This window comes from Streptococcus sp. 2154, from assembly GCF_013277255.1.
GTDB lineage: Bacteria > Bacillota > Bacilli > Lactobacillales > Streptococcaceae > Streptococcus > Streptococcus pseudopneumoniae.
In genome coordinates this window covers 29,690-46,165 of sequence record NZ_VMMK01000017.1, presented here as the reverse complement: position 1 = coordinate 46,165, position 16,476 = coordinate 29,690, and the positions used below count along the sequence as shown (strand labels likewise).

Annotated in this window: 15 protein-coding genes and 1 other annotated feature; all 15 genes read left to right on the top strand. The window is 40.1% G+C overall.

The window, feature by feature from the left end; translation table 11 throughout:
* Positions 1-197 precede the first annotated feature (197 nt).
* The gene (locus tag HT693_RS01480) at positions 198-1,043 is read left to right on the top strand and encodes a phosphorylcholine transferase LicD (protein WP_078374283.1); all 846 of its coding nucleotides are present in this window, start codon (positions 198-200) and stop codon (positions 1,041-1,043) included.
* Positions 1,033-2,136, top strand: a complete 1,104-nt coding sequence (locus HT693_RS01475; RefSeq protein ID WP_078800192.1) for a glycosyltransferase — start codon at positions 1,033-1,035, stop codon at positions 2,134-2,136. The genes HT693_RS01480 and HT693_RS01475 overlap by 11 nt, the downstream gene beginning before the upstream one ends.
* Position 2,137: 1 nt before the next feature.
* Positions 2,138-3,124 (top strand): glycosyltransferase family 2 protein, encoded by a 987-nt coding sequence (locus HT693_RS01470; RefSeq protein WP_050207661.1) that lies wholly within the window; start codon positions 2,138-2,140, stop codon positions 3,122-3,124.
* 15 nt (positions 3,125-3,139) lie between these two features.
* Complete coding sequence (locus tag HT693_RS01465; RefSeq protein ID WP_050207662.1) at positions 3,140-4,609, top strand: O-antigen polysaccharide polymerase Wzy family protein; 1,470 nt, start codon at positions 3,140-3,142, stop codon at positions 4,607-4,609.
* Entirely contained in the window at positions 4,602-5,636 is a 1,035-nt protein-coding gene (locus HT693_RS01460) for a hypothetical protein (protein WP_000461506.1), read from the top strand. Before HT693_RS01465 ends, HT693_RS01460 begins: the two co-directional genes overlap by 8 nt.
* A 201-nt stretch (positions 5,637-5,837) precedes the next feature.
* Positions 5,838-6,575, top strand: coding sequence for an adaptor protein MecA (gene mecA, locus HT693_RS01455; RefSeq protein ID WP_000782675.1), 738 nt, complete (start codon positions 5,838-5,840; stop codon positions 6,573-6,575).
* 152 nt (positions 6,576-6,727) lie between these two features.
* Complete coding sequence (locus tag HT693_RS01450; protein WP_023936093.1) at positions 6,728-8,014, top strand: homoserine dehydrogenase; 1,287 nt, start codon at positions 6,728-6,730, stop codon at positions 8,012-8,014.
* Between the two features lies 1 nt (position 8,015).
* Positions 8,016-8,885, top strand: a complete 870-nt coding sequence (gene thrB / locus HT693_RS01445; protein WP_050207664.1) for a homoserine kinase — start codon at positions 8,016-8,018, stop codon at positions 8,883-8,885.
* A 75-nt stretch (positions 8,886-8,960) separates the two neighbouring features.
* The gene (locus HT693_RS11820) at positions 8,961-9,128 is read left to right on the top strand and encodes a hypothetical protein (RefSeq protein WP_007285050.1); all 168 of its coding nucleotides are present in this window, start codon (positions 8,961-8,963) and stop codon (positions 9,126-9,128) included.
* A 60-nt stretch (positions 9,129-9,188) separates the two neighbouring features.
* Positions 9,189-10,127, top strand: a complete 939-nt coding sequence (msrB, locus tag HT693_RS01435) for a peptide-methionine (R)-S-oxide reductase MsrB (protein WP_000818203.1) — start codon at positions 9,189-9,191, stop codon at positions 10,125-10,127.
* A 57-nt stretch (positions 10,128-10,184) separates the two neighbouring features.
* Complete coding sequence (locus tag HT693_RS01430) at positions 10,185-11,909, top strand: ABC transporter ATP-binding protein (RefSeq protein WP_138704965.1); 1,725 nt, start codon at positions 10,185-10,187, stop codon at positions 11,907-11,909.
* Position 11,910: 1 nt separating this feature from the next.
* Positions 11,911-13,659 carry an ABC transporter ATP-binding protein gene (locus HT693_RS01425; protein WP_031222711.1) on the top strand — a complete coding sequence of 583 codons (1,749 nt, stop codon included), beginning with the start codon at positions 11,911-11,913 and terminating at the stop codon, positions 13,657-13,659.
* Between the two features lie 256 nt (positions 13,660-13,915).
* On the top strand, positions 13,916-15,175 hold the full coding sequence (locus tag HT693_RS01420) for a TRZ/ATZ family protein (RefSeq protein WP_138704964.1): 1,260 nt from the start codon (positions 13,916-13,918) through the stop codon (positions 15,173-15,175).
* Between the two features lie 75 nt (positions 15,176-15,250).
* Positions 15,251-15,386: a sequence feature (ribosomal protein L10 leader region), on the top strand.
* A 38-nt stretch (positions 15,387-15,424) separates the two neighbouring features.
* Positions 15,425-15,925: a 50S ribosomal protein L10 gene (gene rplJ / locus HT693_RS01415; protein ID WP_001287278.1), complete on the top strand. Its 501-nt coding sequence runs from the start codon at positions 15,425-15,427 to the stop codon at positions 15,923-15,925.
* Positions 15,926-15,997: 72 nt separating this feature from the next.
* Positions 15,998-16,366 (top strand): 50S ribosomal protein L7/L12, encoded by a 369-nt coding sequence (rplL, locus tag HT693_RS01410; protein WP_001196965.1) that lies wholly within the window; start codon positions 15,998-16,000, stop codon positions 16,364-16,366.
* Positions 16,367-16,476: the final 110 nt, after the last annotated feature.

Sequence of the window (16,476 nt, the reverse complement as noted above, 5' to 3'; positions counted from 1 at the left end):
AGACTGACGAAGTCAGTTACCTATACCTACGGCAAGGTGAAGCTGACGTGGTTTGAAGAGATTTTCGAAGAGTATAAGACAGAAAAATCAAAGTTTGATAGCTATTTGGATAGCAGTCAGGCTTTGATTTTTTACAGTCTGCAATAGATTTTCACCCCTTGTTTGTGGTATAATGAAACGATACGATAGAAAGAATAATGAACAATATGACTGATTTAAAAGCAATTCAGGCTCGTAGTCTGGAGATGGCTGAATATTTTGTGGCCTTTTGTAAAGAACATGATTTGCTCTGTTATCTCTGTGGCGGAGGCGCTATTGGTACCCTTCGAAACAAGGGATTTATTCCTTGGGACGACGACCTAGACTTTTTTATGCCTCGTAAAGATTATGAGAAATTAGCAGAATTATGGCCTCGTTATGCAGATGAACGTTATTTCTTGTCAAAGAGTTACAAGGATTTTGTTGATCGTAATCTTTTTATTACCATTCGTGACAAGGAAACCACCTGTATCAAGCCTTATCAGCAGGATTTGGATTTGCCACATGGTCTGGCCTTGGATGTTTTGCCTTTGGATTATTATCCGAAAGATCCAGCTGAGCGGAAAAAACAGGTTCGTTGGGCCTTGATTTATTCACTCTTTTGTGCGCAAACTATTCCAGAAAAGCATGGTGCTCTCATGAAATGGGGAAGTCGCATTTTACTGGGTTTGACTCCAAAATCTCTCCGTTATCGCATCTGGAAAAAAGCTGAGAAAGAAATGACTAAGTATGATTTGGCTGAGAGCGATGGAATCACGGAACTATGCTCAGGTCCTGGCTACATGAGAAACAAGTACCTAATCGAATCTTTTGAAGATAATCTTTTCTTGCCATTTGAAGGAACAGAGATGCCTATTCCAGTTGGCTATGATGCTTATCTCAGCACTGCTTTTGGAGATTATATGACGCCTCCGCCAGCAGACAAGCAGCTACCGCATCATGATGCTGTCATCGCTGATATGGATAAGTCTTATACAGAATACAAGGGAGAATATGGTGGCTAAGAAAAAAATCTTATTTTTTATGTGGTCTTTTTCTCTCGGAGGCGGTGCAGAAAAGATTCTGTCTACCATTGTTTCAAATCTGGATCCAGAAAAGTATGATATTGATATTCTTGAAATGGAGCACTTTGACAAGGGATACGAATCTGTTCCCAAGCATGTAGGCATTTTAAAATCTCTTCAAGATTATCGCCAAGCTAGATGGTTACGAGCTTTTTTGTGGAGAATGAGAATTTATTTTCCAAGGCTGACTCGTCGCTTGCTTGTAAAAGATGACTATGATGTTGAAGTTTCCTTTACCATTATGAATCCACCACTGTTGTTCTCTAAAAGAAAAGAAGTCAAGAAAATCTCTTGGATTCATGGAAGTATCGAAGAATTTCTTAAGGATAGCTCCAAAAGAGAATCACATAGACGCCAGTTGGATGCTGCGAATACCATTGTAGGAATTTCAAAAAAGACCAGCAATTCTATCAAGGAAGTCTATCCAGATTATGCTTCTAAATTACAGACAGTCTACAATGGATATGATTTTAAGACTATTTTAGAAAAATCTCAAGAGAAGATCGATATCGAGATTGCTCCTCAAAGTATCTGTACCATCGGACGGATTGAGGAAAATAAGGGTTCTGACCGTGTGGTGGAAGTGATACGGTTATTGCACCAAGAGGGGAAAAACTATCATCTCTATTTTATCGGGGCTGGTGATATGGAAGAGGAACTGAAAAAACGAGTTAAAGAGTATGAGCTTGAAGACTATGTGCATTTCCTTGGTTATCAAAAAAATCCATACCAGTATTTGTCTCAGATGAAGATCCTCTTGTCTATGTCTAAACAAGAAGGTTTTCCTGGTGTTTATGTGGAATCCTTGAGCCTTGGAATCCCTTTTGTCTCTACGGATGTCGGAGGGGCTGAGGAATTATCCCAAGAAGGACGATTTGGACAAATCATTGAGAGCAATCAAGAGGCAGCTAAGGCAATTACGAACTACATGACCTCTACCTCAAACTTCGATGTCAATGAGGCTAGCCAATTCATTCAACAATTTACAATTGCCAAACAAATCGAACAAGTAGAAAAACTATTAGAGGAGTAGCATGGAAACTGCATTAATTAGTGTCATTGTGCCAGTCTATAATGTGGCGCAGTACCTAGAAAAATCGATAGCTTCCATTCAGAAGCAGACTTATCAAAATCTGGAAATCATTCTTGTTGATGATGGAGCAACGGATGAAAGTGGTCGCTTGTGTGATTCAATCGCTGAACTAGATGATAGGGTGTCAGTGCTTCATAAAAAGAATGAAGGTTTGTCACAAGCACGAAATGATGGAATGAAGCAGGCTCACGGAGATTATCTGATTTTTATTGACTCAGATGATTATATCCATCCAGAAATGATTCAGAGCTTATATGAGCAATTAATTCAAGAAGATGCGGATGTTTCAAGCTGTGGTGTCATGAATGTCTATGCTAATGATGAAAGTCCACAGTCAGCCAATCAGGATGATTATTTTGTCTGTGATTCCCAAACATTTCTGAGGGAATACCTCATAGGTGAAAAAATACCTGGAACAATCTGCAATAAGCTAATCAAGAGAGAGATTGCAACTGCCCTATCCTTTCCAAAGGGATTGATTTATGAAGATGCTTATTATCATTTTGATTTAATCAAGTTGGCTAAAAAGTACGTTGTTAATACCAAACCCTATTATTACTATTTCCATAGAGGGGATAGTATTACAACTAAACCCTATGCAGAGAAGGATTTAGCCTATATTGATATCTACCAAAAGTTTTACAATGAAGTTGTGAAAAACTATTCTGACTTGAAAGAGGTTGCTTTTTTCAGATTGGCCTATGCTAACTTCTTTATTCTGGATAAGATGTTGCTAGATGATCAGTATAAACAGTTTGAAGCCTATTCTCAGATTCATCGTTTTTTAAAAGGCCATGCCCTTGCTATTTCTAGGAATCCAATTTTCCGTAAGGGGAGAAGAATTAGTGCTTTGGCTCTATTCATAAATATTTCCTTATATCGATTCTTATTACTAAAAAATATTGAAAAATCTAAAAAATTACATTAGAACGGGGGTGAGCAAGTGATTGATGGAAAACGATTGTTATTTAGTTTGACCATAGTCAGCTATGCTTTGACGCTAGTAAGTGGAATTGTATATCTGTTTAATAATAACAATGTTAGCTTGCTTTCTACTTTATTGTTCTTACTGGTTAGTAGCTTAATTGCCTGCTGGAATAACATCAAGTATTACTTAATCCATTTTATTTTCTATTTAACCATTTTTGTATTTCTGGTATCAAGACCGACCATTGATTATTTTAGGGATGGTGCTTTGGATACCTATCATCCAATAGCCTATCGTTTTGCCTTTATAGTTGTCATGGTTTCGATTCTGGGCTTGACCATAGGAGGCATTCTGGCTCGTTACTTCATAGCTAGGAAGAAAATAAAAGTAGCAAATATAGGAAATTCTCTAAAAGAGGTTTATATCAAGCGGTTACGCTTTGTATCACTAGGAGTTTTTCTTCTAACCTATCCTTTCTATTTCATTCGGTTATTCGAACGGCTCCTGTATCGCTTGCAGACTTCCTACTATGCCTACTATGCAAACTTTGAAAGTAAACTGCCCTATTTTACCTATATCTTATCAACATTTACGGTCTATGCAATGTGTATGTATTTGGCAACCAAGCCAAAGAAATTGCAGGCAACAGCAGTGCTTGTCTCCTTTATTGCAGCTAATACTATTCATTTGGCAATTGGGACACGAAATCCCTTTATTTTAAGTATTTTATTTGCTTTTGTTTATTACTTTATGCGAGAGCAAACTGAAAAAGGAAAATGGATTGGGTTTAAAGAAAAGTTAGCGATTTTTGTAGGTTCTCCTATTCTCATGTTAGCAATGGGAGTGCTCAATTATGTACGGGATAATGTCCAGGTTTCCCATACAGGTTTCTGGGATATCTTGCTTGACTTTATCTATAAACAAGGAACCAGTTTTGGCGTTCTGGCTCGAGGTTTTCTATTTAACAGTAGCCTCCCTTACCGAGATTTCCGTAATTTTACATTTGGTCCTGTCCTTGATTATTTTGCAAGGGGAAGCTTGGGGGCTATTTTCGGAGGAAAAGCCTTTGAACATACAACCAATAGTGTGGAGCTAGCTATTGATAGTAATAGTTATGCCCACAATTTGTCCTATCTTGTTTTGAACAAGGAATATTTAAAAGGACATGGTATCGGAAGTAGTTATATCATGGAGTTGTATACAGACTATGGTATGATAGGAGTCTTTCTACTTAGTCTCTTACTCGGTATGCTATTTATAGCCATGCTGCAAGTAGCCTATCGTTCAAGAACAATCCTATTTGCCTTGTCTTTACTCATCTTGAATAATCTATTCTTTATGCCTAGAAGTAGCTTTTCAGAAAGTTTCTTCAATTTATTTACAATGCAATTCTGGGGAATTGTTCTTGTGATTATATTTGTAGCAAAAATGCTTACAAAAGAGAACCAGTATCTACTAAACAAAGGAGAAAAAAATCATGTTTGAACATTATTCAGTAGCTGATTTATTTGCAAATCTTTACAAAAAACGAAAAGCAAATATTTTAGCTCTCATCGCTTTATTTGCTCTCATTGCTGTACCATTTACAATTAAAGCAGTTAGGAATAAAAACACTGTCAAAGATACAACAAGTTATTCAACTTATCTTAGCTATAAAATCACTCCTCCAGAAGACTCAGCTAAAACAATTTTGAATCATCAAATTGGTGGTTATAGTGATTTTTATGGGAAATTGATTGATGGGAATTTGAATGGAGCTTATCTTTTCAATGATGTAGAACCCAGTGAGTTGAAAAAAATTGCCAGTGAATTAGACACGACAGAAACAACCTTGAAAAATTCAACGAATGATTATTGGTGGAAAAAATTGACCGTCTACTATATGATTGACGATGCAGGGGTTGGTGTGAAAATTTTGACATCAAGTAAAGATGCTAATGATTTGTTAGAGCGAAAAATTGATGGATTGATTGAGAAATTTAAACACACTTTTGCAAATGTAAAAATTGAAAAATTGGAAACCATCAACTCTAAAGAATTGAATGCAAATGGTGAGACAGCACTTGGATTGAATGTGAAAAACTTGATTCTCCGTTTAGCTGTTATTGGAGTAGTTTGTGTGATTTTGGTTGTGATGGGGAATGTATTGATTTATCTCTTTAATCCAACAATCAATAGAGCAGGTGATTTTTCTCAGTATCAAATTGATTTTGTAACAGAGATTACAACAATTGCTAACCTAGCAGATGTCTTGTCATACAAAAATGCTGGACAAGAATTAACAATCGTTAGCTCAAATAAAGCTATCCTAGATAAATTGAAACAGAGTCAAGAGGCTTTAAAAGGAATGCATTTTGTAGATTTACAGGATGTATCATCTCTTTTGGAAAGAGATACAGTCCTTCTTGTTGAAGAGTACGGAGTGACTCGTTATAAGAAATTTGAACAAAGTCTTCAAATTCTTAGAAACTTAAATCGTTCTATCCTCGGTGTAGCAACCTTTAAACTATAAGCTTTCTGATGTATTAGGTCTTCAAAGTCGAACAAGAAGTTTGATTTTGAAGGCTTTTTCTATCTGTCTGCAGAAATTTTCTCTTGGAGTCTCCTATAGAAAGACCCTAGGGAAAATCTATCCGTATAGAGGAGCCTTCTTTTGATAAAATCGTAAAAATCTAGTATAATAGATAGAACTGAAAGTATGAGGTTACTAGCAATGAAAATGAAACAAATTAGTGATACAACTTTGAAAATCACGATGTCTTTAGAGGATTTGATGGATCGTGGCATGGAGATTGCTGACTTTCTTGTCCCTCAAGAAAAAACAGAAGAGTTTTTTTATGCTATCTTGGATGAGTTAGAGATGCCTGATAGCTTTCTAGATACAGGTATGTTGAGCTTCCGTGTGACTCCAAAACCTGATAAGGTTGATGTCTTTGTAACCAAATCAAAGATTGACCAAAATCTAGATTTTGAAGATTTATCGGATTTACCAGATATGGAAGAATTGGCTCAAATGTCGCCAGATGAGTTTATTAAAACCTTAGAAAAGAGCATCGCAGACAAAACTAAGGATGATATCGAAGCGATTCAATCTTTAGAGCAAGTCGAAGCCAAGGAAGAAGAGCAGGAGCAGGCTGAACAAGAAGCTGAGAGTAAGAAAGAACCTTACATCTACTACATCCTTTCTTTTGCTAAGTTGGCTGACTTGGTGGCTTTTGCTAAGACAGTGACTTTTGAGATGGAAACTTCTGAACTCTACAAGATGAATGAGCGCTATTATTTGACCATTTTAGTGGATATTGAAAATCATCCAAGTCCATATCCAGCTTGGCTGTTGGCCCGTATGCGCGAGTTTGCGGACGATAGTGACATCAGTCGTTCAGTCTTGCAGGAGTATGGCCAAGTCTTGATGAATCACGATGCAGTGACCAATCTGCAAAAGATTGGATAATCACTTCTGGAAAATTATTTCTAGATTTTAGGAAGAGCGAATCATCAGATTCGTTTTTTTCTTTTCTAGACTGAAATAGTGATTTACTATGATAGGAATTTTCACAAAATTCTGTTATAATGGCTATATTAGAAAATTTCGAGGAGATAAAGATGACAGTTAAAATTGCTTTACTAGGATTTGGTACCGTTGCAAGTGGTGTGCCTTTCCTCCTAAAGGAAAATGGAGAAAAAATCAATCAATCAGCACATTCAGAGATTGAAGTTGCTAAGGTATTGGTCAAGGATGAAGATGAAAAGAATCGCTTACTTGCAGCAGGGAATGACTTTAACTTTGTAACCAATGTGGATGATATTTTATCAGATCAAGACATTACAATCGTAGTGGAATTGATGGGGCGTATCGAACCTGCTAAAACCTTTATCACTCGTGCCTTGGAAGCTGGAAAACACGTTGTTACTGCTAACAAGGACCTTTTGGCTGTCCATGGCGCAGAATTGCTAGAAATCGCTCAAGCTAACAAGGTAGCACTTTACTACGAAGCAGCAGTTGCTGGTGGGATTCCAATTCTTCGTACTTTAGCAAATTCCTTGGCTTCTGATAAAATTACGCGCGTGCTTGGAGTAGTCAACGGAACTTCCAACTTCATGGTGACCAAGATGGTGGAAGAAGGCTGGTCTTACGATGATGCTCTTGCGGAAGCACAACGTCTAGGATTTGCAGAAAGCGATCCGACGAATGACGTAGATGGGATTGATGCAGCCTACAAGATGGTTATTTTGAGCCAATTTGCCTTTGGCATGAAGATTGCCTTTGATGATGTAGCCCACAAGGGAATCCGCAATATCACACCAGAAGACGTAGCTGTAGCTCAAGAGCTTGGTTACGTAGTGAAATTGGTTGGTTCTATTGAGGAAACTTCTTCAGGTATTGCTGCAGAAGTGACTCCAACCTTCCTACCTAAAGCGCACCCACTTGCTAGTGTGAATGGCGTAATGAACGCTGTCTTTGTAGAATCTATCGGTATTGGTGAGTCTATGTACTACGGACCAGGTGCGGGTCAAAAACCAACTGCAACAAGTGTTGTAGCTGATATTGTCCGTATCGTTCGTCGTTTGAATGATGGTACTATTGGCAAAGACTTCAACGAATATAGCCGTGACTTGGTCTTGGCAAATCCTGAAGATGTCAAAGCAAACTACTATTTCTCAATCTTGGCTCCAGACTCAAAAGGTCAGGTCTTGAAGTTGGCTGAAATCTTCAATGCTCAAGATATTTCCTTTAAGCAAATCCTTCAAGATGGCAAAGAGGGTGACAAGGCGCGTGTCGTTATCATCACACACAAGATTAATAAAGCCCAGCTTGAAAATGTCTCAGCTGAATTGAAGAAGGTTTCAGAATTCGACCTCTTGAATACCTTCAAGGTGCTAGGAGAATAAGATGAAGATTATTGTACCTGCAACCAGTGCCAATATCGGGCCAGGTTTTGACTCGGTCGGTGTAGCTGTAACCAAGTATCTTCAAATTGAGGTCTGCGAAGAAGGAGATGAGTGGTTGATTGAACACCAGATTGGCAAATGGATTCCACATGATGAGCGTAATCTCTTGCTCAAAATCGCTTTGCAAATTGTACCAGATTTGAAACCTAGACGCTTGAAAATGACCAGTGATGTTCCCTTGGCGCGTGGTTTGGGTTCTTCCAGCTCAGTTATTGTGGCTGGGATTGAACTAGCCAACCAATTGGGGCAACTCGACTTGTCTGATCATGAAAAATTGCAGTTAGCGACCAAGATTGAAGGACACCCTGATAATGTGGCTCCAGCCATTTATGGTAATCTCGTTATTGCAAGTTCTGTTGAAGGGCAAGTCTCTGCTATCGTAGCAGACTTTCCAGAGTGTGATTTTCTAGCTTACATTCCAAACTATGAATTACGTACTCGCGACAGCCGTAGTGTCTTGCCTAAAAAATTGTCTTATAAGGAAGCTGTTGCTGCAAGTTCTATCGCCAATGTAGCGGTTGCTGCCTTGTTGGCAGGAGACATGGTGACCGCTGGGCAAGCAATCGAGGGAGACCTCTTCCATGAGCGCTATCGTCAGGACTTGGTAAGAGAATTTGCGATGATTAAGCAAGTGACCAAAGAAAATGGGGCCTATGCAACCTACCTTTCTGGTGCTGGGCCGACAGTTATGGTTCTGGCTTCTCATGACAAGATGCCAAGGATTAAGGCAGAATTGGAAAAGCAACCTTTCAAAGGAAAACTGCATGACTTGAGAGTTGATACCCAAGGTGTCCGTGTAGAAGCAAAATAAAGAATAGAAGATAGGATGGGGAAACTCTTGACCAGAGGGTTTCATATCCTTTTTGTGAAAAGAAGTTTATACTCAATGAAAATCAAAGAGCAAACTAGGAAGCTAGCCGCAGGCTGCTCAAAACAGTGTTTTGAGGTTGTGGATAGAACTGAAGAAGTCAGCTCAAGACACTGTTTTGAGGTTGTGGATAGAACTGACGAAGTTAGCTCAAAATACTGTTTTGAGGTTGCAGATGTGAGCTGACGTGGTTTGAAGAGATTTTCGAAGAGTATTAGTTAAAAACGTGATAAAGGAGAAATAAAGATGGCAGAAATTTATCTAGCAGGTGGTTGTTTTTGGGGCCTAGAGGAATATTTTTCACGCATTTCTGGAGTGCTAGAAACCAGTGTTGGCTACGCTAATGGTCAAGTCGAAACGACCAATTACCAGTTGATCAAGGAAACAGACCATGCAGAAACGGTCCAAGTGATTTACGATGAGAAGGAAGTGTCACTCAGAGAGATTTTACTTTATTATTTCCGAGTTATCGATCCTCTATCTATCAATCAACAAGGGAATGACCGTGGTCGCCAATATCGAACTGGGATTTATTATCAGGATGAAGCAGATTTGCCAGCTATCTACACAGTGGTACAGGAGCAGGAACGCATGCTGGGTCGAAAGATTGCAGTAGAAGTGGAGCAATTACGCCACTACATTCTGGCTGAAGACTACCACCAAGATTATCTCAGGAAGAATCCTTCAGGTTACTGTCATATCGATGTGACCGATGCTGATAAGCCATTGATTGATGCAGCAAACTATGAAAAGCCTAGTCAAGAGGTGTTGAAGGCCAGTCTATCTGAAGAGTCTTATCGTGTCACACAAGAAGCTGCTACAGAGGCTCCATTTACCAATGCCTATGACCAAACCTTTGAAGAGGGGATTTATGTAGATATTACGACGGGTGAGCCACTCTTTTTTGCCAAGGATAAGTTTGCTTCAGGTTGTGGTTGGCCAAGTTTTAGCCGTCCGATTTCCAAAGAGTTGATTCATTATTACAAGGATCTGAGCCATGGAATGGAGCGAATTGAAGTTCGTTCTCGTTCAGGCAGCGCTCACTTGGGTCATGTTTTCACAGATGGACCGCGGGAGTTAGGCGGCCTCCGTTACTGTATCAATTCTGCTTCTTTACGCTTTGTGGCCAAGGATGAGATGGAAAAAGCAGGATATGGCTATCTATTGCCTTACTTAAACAAATAAAACAGAGAGTGGGGCTTCCCACTTTCTTCATTTCTAGAATATGAATAGAAGGGATTTATGAAACACCTATTATCTTACTTCAAACCCTACATCAAGGAATCAATTTTAGCCCCCTTGTTCAAGCTGTTAGAAGCTGTTTTTGAGCTCTTGGTTCCCATGGTGATTGCTGGGATTGTTGACCAATCTTTACCTCAGGGAGATCAAGGTCATCTCTGGATGCAGATTGGCCTGCTCCTTATCTTTGCAGTAATTGGCGTTTTAGTGGCCTTGATAGCTCAATTTTACTCAGCAAAGGCAGCAGTAGGCTTTGCTAAGGAATTGACAAACGATCTTTATCGTCATATTCTTTCCTTGTCCAAGGACAGCAGAGACCGTCTGACAACTTCTAGTTTGGTCACTCGCTTGACTTCGGATACCTACCAGATTCAGACTGGTATCAATCAATTCCTGCGTCTCTTTTTGCGAGCGCCCATTATCGTTTTTGGTGCCATTTTTATGGCTTATCGAATCTCAGCTGAGTTGACTTTCTGGTTCTTAGTCATGGTTGCCATTTTGACCATTGTCATTGTAGGGTTATCTCGATTGGTCAATCCTCTCTACAGTAGTCTCAGAAAGAAAACGGACCAACTGGTTCAGGAAACGCGCCAGCAATTGCAAGGGATGCGGGTTATTCGTGCTTTTGGTCAAGAAAAACGAGAGTTACAGATTTTTCAAACCCTTAACCAAGTTTATGCTAGATTACAAGAAAAGACAGGTTTCTGGTCTAGTTTATTAACACCTCTGACCTATCTGATTGTCAATGGAACTCTTCTCGTTATTATCTGGCAAGGCTATATTTCAATTCAAGGAGGAGTGCTCAGTCAAGGTGCTCTCATTGCTCTTATCAATTACCTCTTACAGATTTTGGTGGAATTGGTCAAGCTAGCCATGCTGATCAATTCCCTCAACCAGTCCTACATCTCAGCTAAGCGAATCGAGGAAGTTTTTGCTGAGGCTCCAGAAGATATTCATTCAGAATTAGAACAAAAGCAAGCTAGCAGTGATCAGGTTTTACAAGTTCAAGAACTGACCTTTACCTATCCTGATGCGGCCCAGCCTTCTCTGAGAGACATTTCCTTTAATATGAAGCAAGGGCAAATCCTTGGTATCATCGGAGGAACTGGTTCTGGTAAATCAAACTTGGTACAAGTCTTACTTGGTCTTTATCCAGTAGAAAAGGGAAGCATTGACTTTTATCGAGATGGATCTAGTCCTCTTAATATTGAGCAGTGGCGGTCTTGGATTGCCTATGTGCCCCAAAAGGTCGAACTTTTTAAAGGAACCATTCGTTCCAATTTGACTCTAGGTTTCAATCACGAAGTAACGGATCAAGAACTCTGGCAGGCCTTAGAAATTGCGCAAGCTAAGGATTTTGTCAGTGAAAAGGAAGGACTCTTGGATGCCCTAGTTGAGGCAGGTGGTCGAAATTTTTCAGGTGGACAAAAACAAAGGCTGTCTATCGCACGTGCAGTCTTGCGCCAAGTTCCATTTCTCATCCTAGATGATGCTACCTCGGCCCTCGACACCATTACCGAGTCCAAGCTCTTGAAAGCAATTCGAGAAAATCTGCCAAATACGAGCTTAATTTTGATTTCTCAACGGACTTCGACACTCCAAATGGCTGACCAGATTCTCCTCTTGGAAAAAGGTGAGTTACTAGCTATCGGTAAGCACGAGGACTTGATGAAATCGAGTCAAGTCTATCGTGAAATCAATGAATCCCAACATGGAAAGGAGGACTAGCATGAGACGACAAACTGCAAACCAGACGCTCACACGCTTGGCTAAAGACCTTGCAAGTCATCCCTTCCTTCTTTTCCTAGCCTTTCTAGGAGCTATTGCCCAGGTTGGCTTATCGATTTACCTACCTATCTTGATTGGGCAGGTCATCGACCAAGTCCTAGTGGCTGGTTCTTCACCAGTTTTTTGGCAGATTTTTCTCCAGATGATCTTGGTAGTTATAGGAAATACTCTGGTACAATGGGCCAATCCTCTTCTTTATAATCGCCTAATTTTCTCTTATACCAGAGACTTGCGAGAGCGAATCATTTATAAGCTCCATCGGTTACCGATTGCTTTCGTGGATCGGCAAGGAAGTGGAGAAATGATCAGTCGGCTGACCACAGACATAGAACAGTTGGCAGCTGGCTTGACCATGATTTTTAACCAATTTTTCATTGGTGTTTTGATGATTTTGGTTAGTATTCTAGCCATGCTCCAAATTCATCTCCTCATGACTCTCTTAGTCTTGCTGTTGACGCCACTGTCCATGGTGATTTCACGCTTTATTGCCAAGAGATCCTATCATCTCTTCCAGAAGCAAACAGAGACGAGGGGGATTCAGACCCAGTTGATTGAAGAATCGCTTAGCCAGCAGACTATAATCCAGTCCTTCAATGCTCAAACAGAGTTTATCCAAAGATTGCGTGAGGCTCATGACAACTACTCAGGCTATTCTCAGTCAGCCATCTTTTATTCTTCAACGGTCAATCCTTCGACTCGCTTTGTAAATGCACTCATTTATGCCCTTTTAGCTGGAGTAGGAGCTTATCGTATCATGATGGGTTCCACCTTGACCATTGGGCGTTTAGTTACCTTTTTGAATTATGTCCAACAGTACACCAAGCCCTTTAACGATATTTCTTCAGTTTTAGCCGAATTGCAAAGTGCTCTCGCTTGCGCAGAGCGTGTCTATGCTGTCTTAGAAAGTCCTGAGGTGGCTGAAACAGGTAAGGAAGTCTTGACCAGTGACCAAGTTAAGGGAGCGATTTCCTTTAAACATGTCTCTTTTGGCTACCATTCTGAAAAGATTTTGATTAAGGATTTATCTATTGATATTCCAGCTGCTAGCAAGGTAGCTATCGTTGGTCCGACAGGTGCTGGAAAATCAACTCTCATCAATCTTCTTATGCGTTTTTATCCCAATAACTCGGGAGATATCTTGCTGGATGGGCAATCCATTTATGATTATACACGAGCATCATTGAGACAGCAGTTTGGGATGGTGCTCCAAGAAACCTGGCTCAAGCAAGGAACCATTCATGACAATATTGCCTTTGGCAATCCTGATGCCAGTCGGGAGCAGGTGATTGCTGCCGCCAAAGCAGCCAATGCAGATTTTTTCATCCAACAGCTACCTCAAGGCTACGATACCAAGTTGGAAAATGCAGGAGAATCTCTTTCTGTTGGTCAAGCTCAGCTCTTGACCATCGCCCGAGTCTTTTTGGCTATTCCAAAGATTCTTATCTTAGACGAGGCAACTTCCTCCATCGATACACGGACAGAAGTGCTAGTACAGGATGCCTTTGCAAAACTCATGAAGGGGCGCACAAGCTTTATCATCGCCCACCGTTTGTCAACCATTCAGGATGCGGATTTGATTCTTGTCTTGGTAGATGGCGACATCGTGGAGCATGGCAATCATCAGGATCTCATGGCTAGAAAGGGTAAGTATTACCAAATGCAGCAAGCAGCAGCTTTTAGCTCTGAATAAGCCATTCTCTTTTGAAAGTTTATGGACGAAAAAAGTTGCCTTCGGGTGACTTTTTTGTTACAATAGCTAGAAAAATTGTTCACTGTAATACTTAATGAAAATCAAAGAGCAAACTAGGAAGCTAGCCGCAGGTTACTAAAAGCACTGTTTTGAGGTTGCAGATAGAACTGACGAAGTCAGTAACCACACCTACGGCAAAGTGAATCTGAAGTAGTTTGAAGAGAGTATAACTTGTCTTTTAGAAAAGGAGCCTATAATGAAAGTCTTTCAGAATGTAAATATCGTGACTTGTGATCAAGATTTCCATGTTTATCTTGATGGAATCTTAGCAGTCAAGGATTCTCAAATCGTCTATGTCGGTCAAGATAAGCCAGCGTTTTTAGAGCAAGCTGAGCAGATTATAGACTATCAGGGAGCTTGGATTATGCCTGGGTTGGTCAATTGCCACACCCATTCTGCTATGACAGGTTTGAGAGGAATTCGGGATGATAGCAATCTCCATGAATGGCTCAATGACTATATCTGGCCAGCAGAAGCTGAGTTTACTCCCGACATGACTACTAAGGCGGTCAAAGAAGCTCTGACAGAGATACTCCAGTCAGGAACAACAACCTTTAATGATATGTATAATCCCAATGGTGTGAATATTGAGCAGATTTATCAGGCAGTGAAAGATTCCAAGATGCGTTGTTATTTTTCTCCGACTCTTTTTTCTTCAGAGACAGAAACAACTGCTGAGACTATAAGCAGAACTCGATCCATCATAGACGAAATCTTAAAATATAAAAATCCAAATTTCAAGGTTATGGTAGCACCTCATTCTCCCTATAGCTGCAGTAGAGACTTGCTGGAAGCGAGTTTGGAAATGGCAAAAGAGCTTGCTATTCCAATCCATATCCATGTGGCGGAGACCAAGGAAGAATCAGGCATTATCCTGAAACGATACGGCAAACGCCCCCTCGCCTTTCTAGAAGAACTGGGTTACTTAGATCATCCGTCTGTCTTTGCTCATGGGGTCGAATTAAACGAGCGAGAAATTGAACGCTTGGCAACTTCTCAAGTGGCTATTGCTCACAATACTATCAGTAATCTCAAACTGGCATCAGGAATTGCTCCAATTATCCAGCTCCAAAAAGCAGGAGTAGCAGTCGGAATTGCGACTGACTCGGTCGCTTCCAATAACAATCTTGATATGTTTGAGGAGGGACGGACTGCAGCCCTTCTTCAGAAGATGAAAAGTGGAGATGCCAGCCAATTTCCTATCGAAACAGCTCTCAAGGCACTGACAATCGAAGGGGCTAAGGTTCTAGGAATGGAAAATCAGATAGGAAGTCTAGAAGTCGGCAAGCAGGCAGATTTTCTCGTTATTCAACCACAAGGCAAAATCCATCTCCAACCTCAAGAAAATATGCTCTCTCACCTAGTTTATGCTGTCAAATCCAGTGATGTTGATGATGTCTATATTGCTGGAGAACAGGTTGTTAAGCAAGGTCAAGTTCTGACAGTAGAACTTTAGAAGAAAAATCACGAAAAATTTTAAAAAAAGTTTGTAAAAATCTTGCATTCTTTTTTTGACTATGCTATACTTATATACGGTTTGAAAAAACTGCCTAAGACAGTAGGGGAGCTCGACTCATAAATATCCTACCGAGGACAAAACGTATCATGTAAAAAGAAGCGTATTGTACTTTCGTGTCTAGGTTTGGGCGCGTTTTTCTTTTGGAAAAATTCCCCAAGCAAAATAATTACGGAGGTGAACACACTAATGAGTGAAGCAATTATTGCTAAAAAAGCGGAACTAGTTGACGTAGTAGCTGAAAAAATGAAAGCTGCTGCATCTATCGTCGTTGTAGACGCTCGTGGTTTGACAGTTGAGCAAGATACAGTTCTTCGTCGTGAGCTTCGTGGAAGCGAAGTTGAGTATAAAGTCATTAAAAACTCAATCTTGCGTCGTGCAGCTGAAAAAGCTGGTCTTGAAGATCTTGCATCAGTATTCGTTGGACCATCTGCAGTAGCATTTTCTAACGAAGATGTTATTGCACCAGCGAAAATCTTGAACGACTTTTCTAAAAACGCTGAAGCACTTGAAATCAAAGGTGGTGCAATCGAAGGCGCTGTCGCATCTAAAGAAGAGATTCTTGCACTTGCAACTCTTCCAAACCGCGAAGGACTTCTTTCTATGCTCCTTTCTGTACTTCAAGCGCCAGTGCGCAACGTTGCTCTTGCAGTCAAAGCGGTTGCAGAAAGCAAAGAAGACGCAGCTTAATCTTAAGCTACGTAGCGTAGCCTAGCTACGAAAATCTATTATAAATTTAAAACATATTTGGAGGAAATAACAATGGCATTGAACATTGAAAACATTATTGCTGAAATTAAAGAAGCTTCAATCCTTGAATTGAACGACCTTGTAAAAGCTATCGAAGAAGAATTTGGTGTAACTGCAGCTGCTCCTGTAGCTGTTGCTGCAGCTGGTGCTGCTGACGCTGGTGCTGCTAAAGATTCATTCGACGTTGAATTGACATCTGCAGGCGACAAAAAAGTTGGCGTTATCAAAGTTGTACGTGAAATCACAGGTCTTGGTCTTAAAGAAGCTAAAGAACTTGTTGACGGTGCACCAGCACTTGTTAAAGAAGGCGTTGCAACTGCAGAAGCTGAAGAAATCAAAGCTAAATTGGAAGAAGCTGGAGCTTCAGTTACTCTTAAATAATAGAGCGACTACATTAGTAGCTTAAAAACATGATTAAATCGCTATTCTTAGGAGTAGTGGTTTTTCTTTTTATTTAAGAAGTTGGCGAGTAAGTAATACTCAATGAAAAT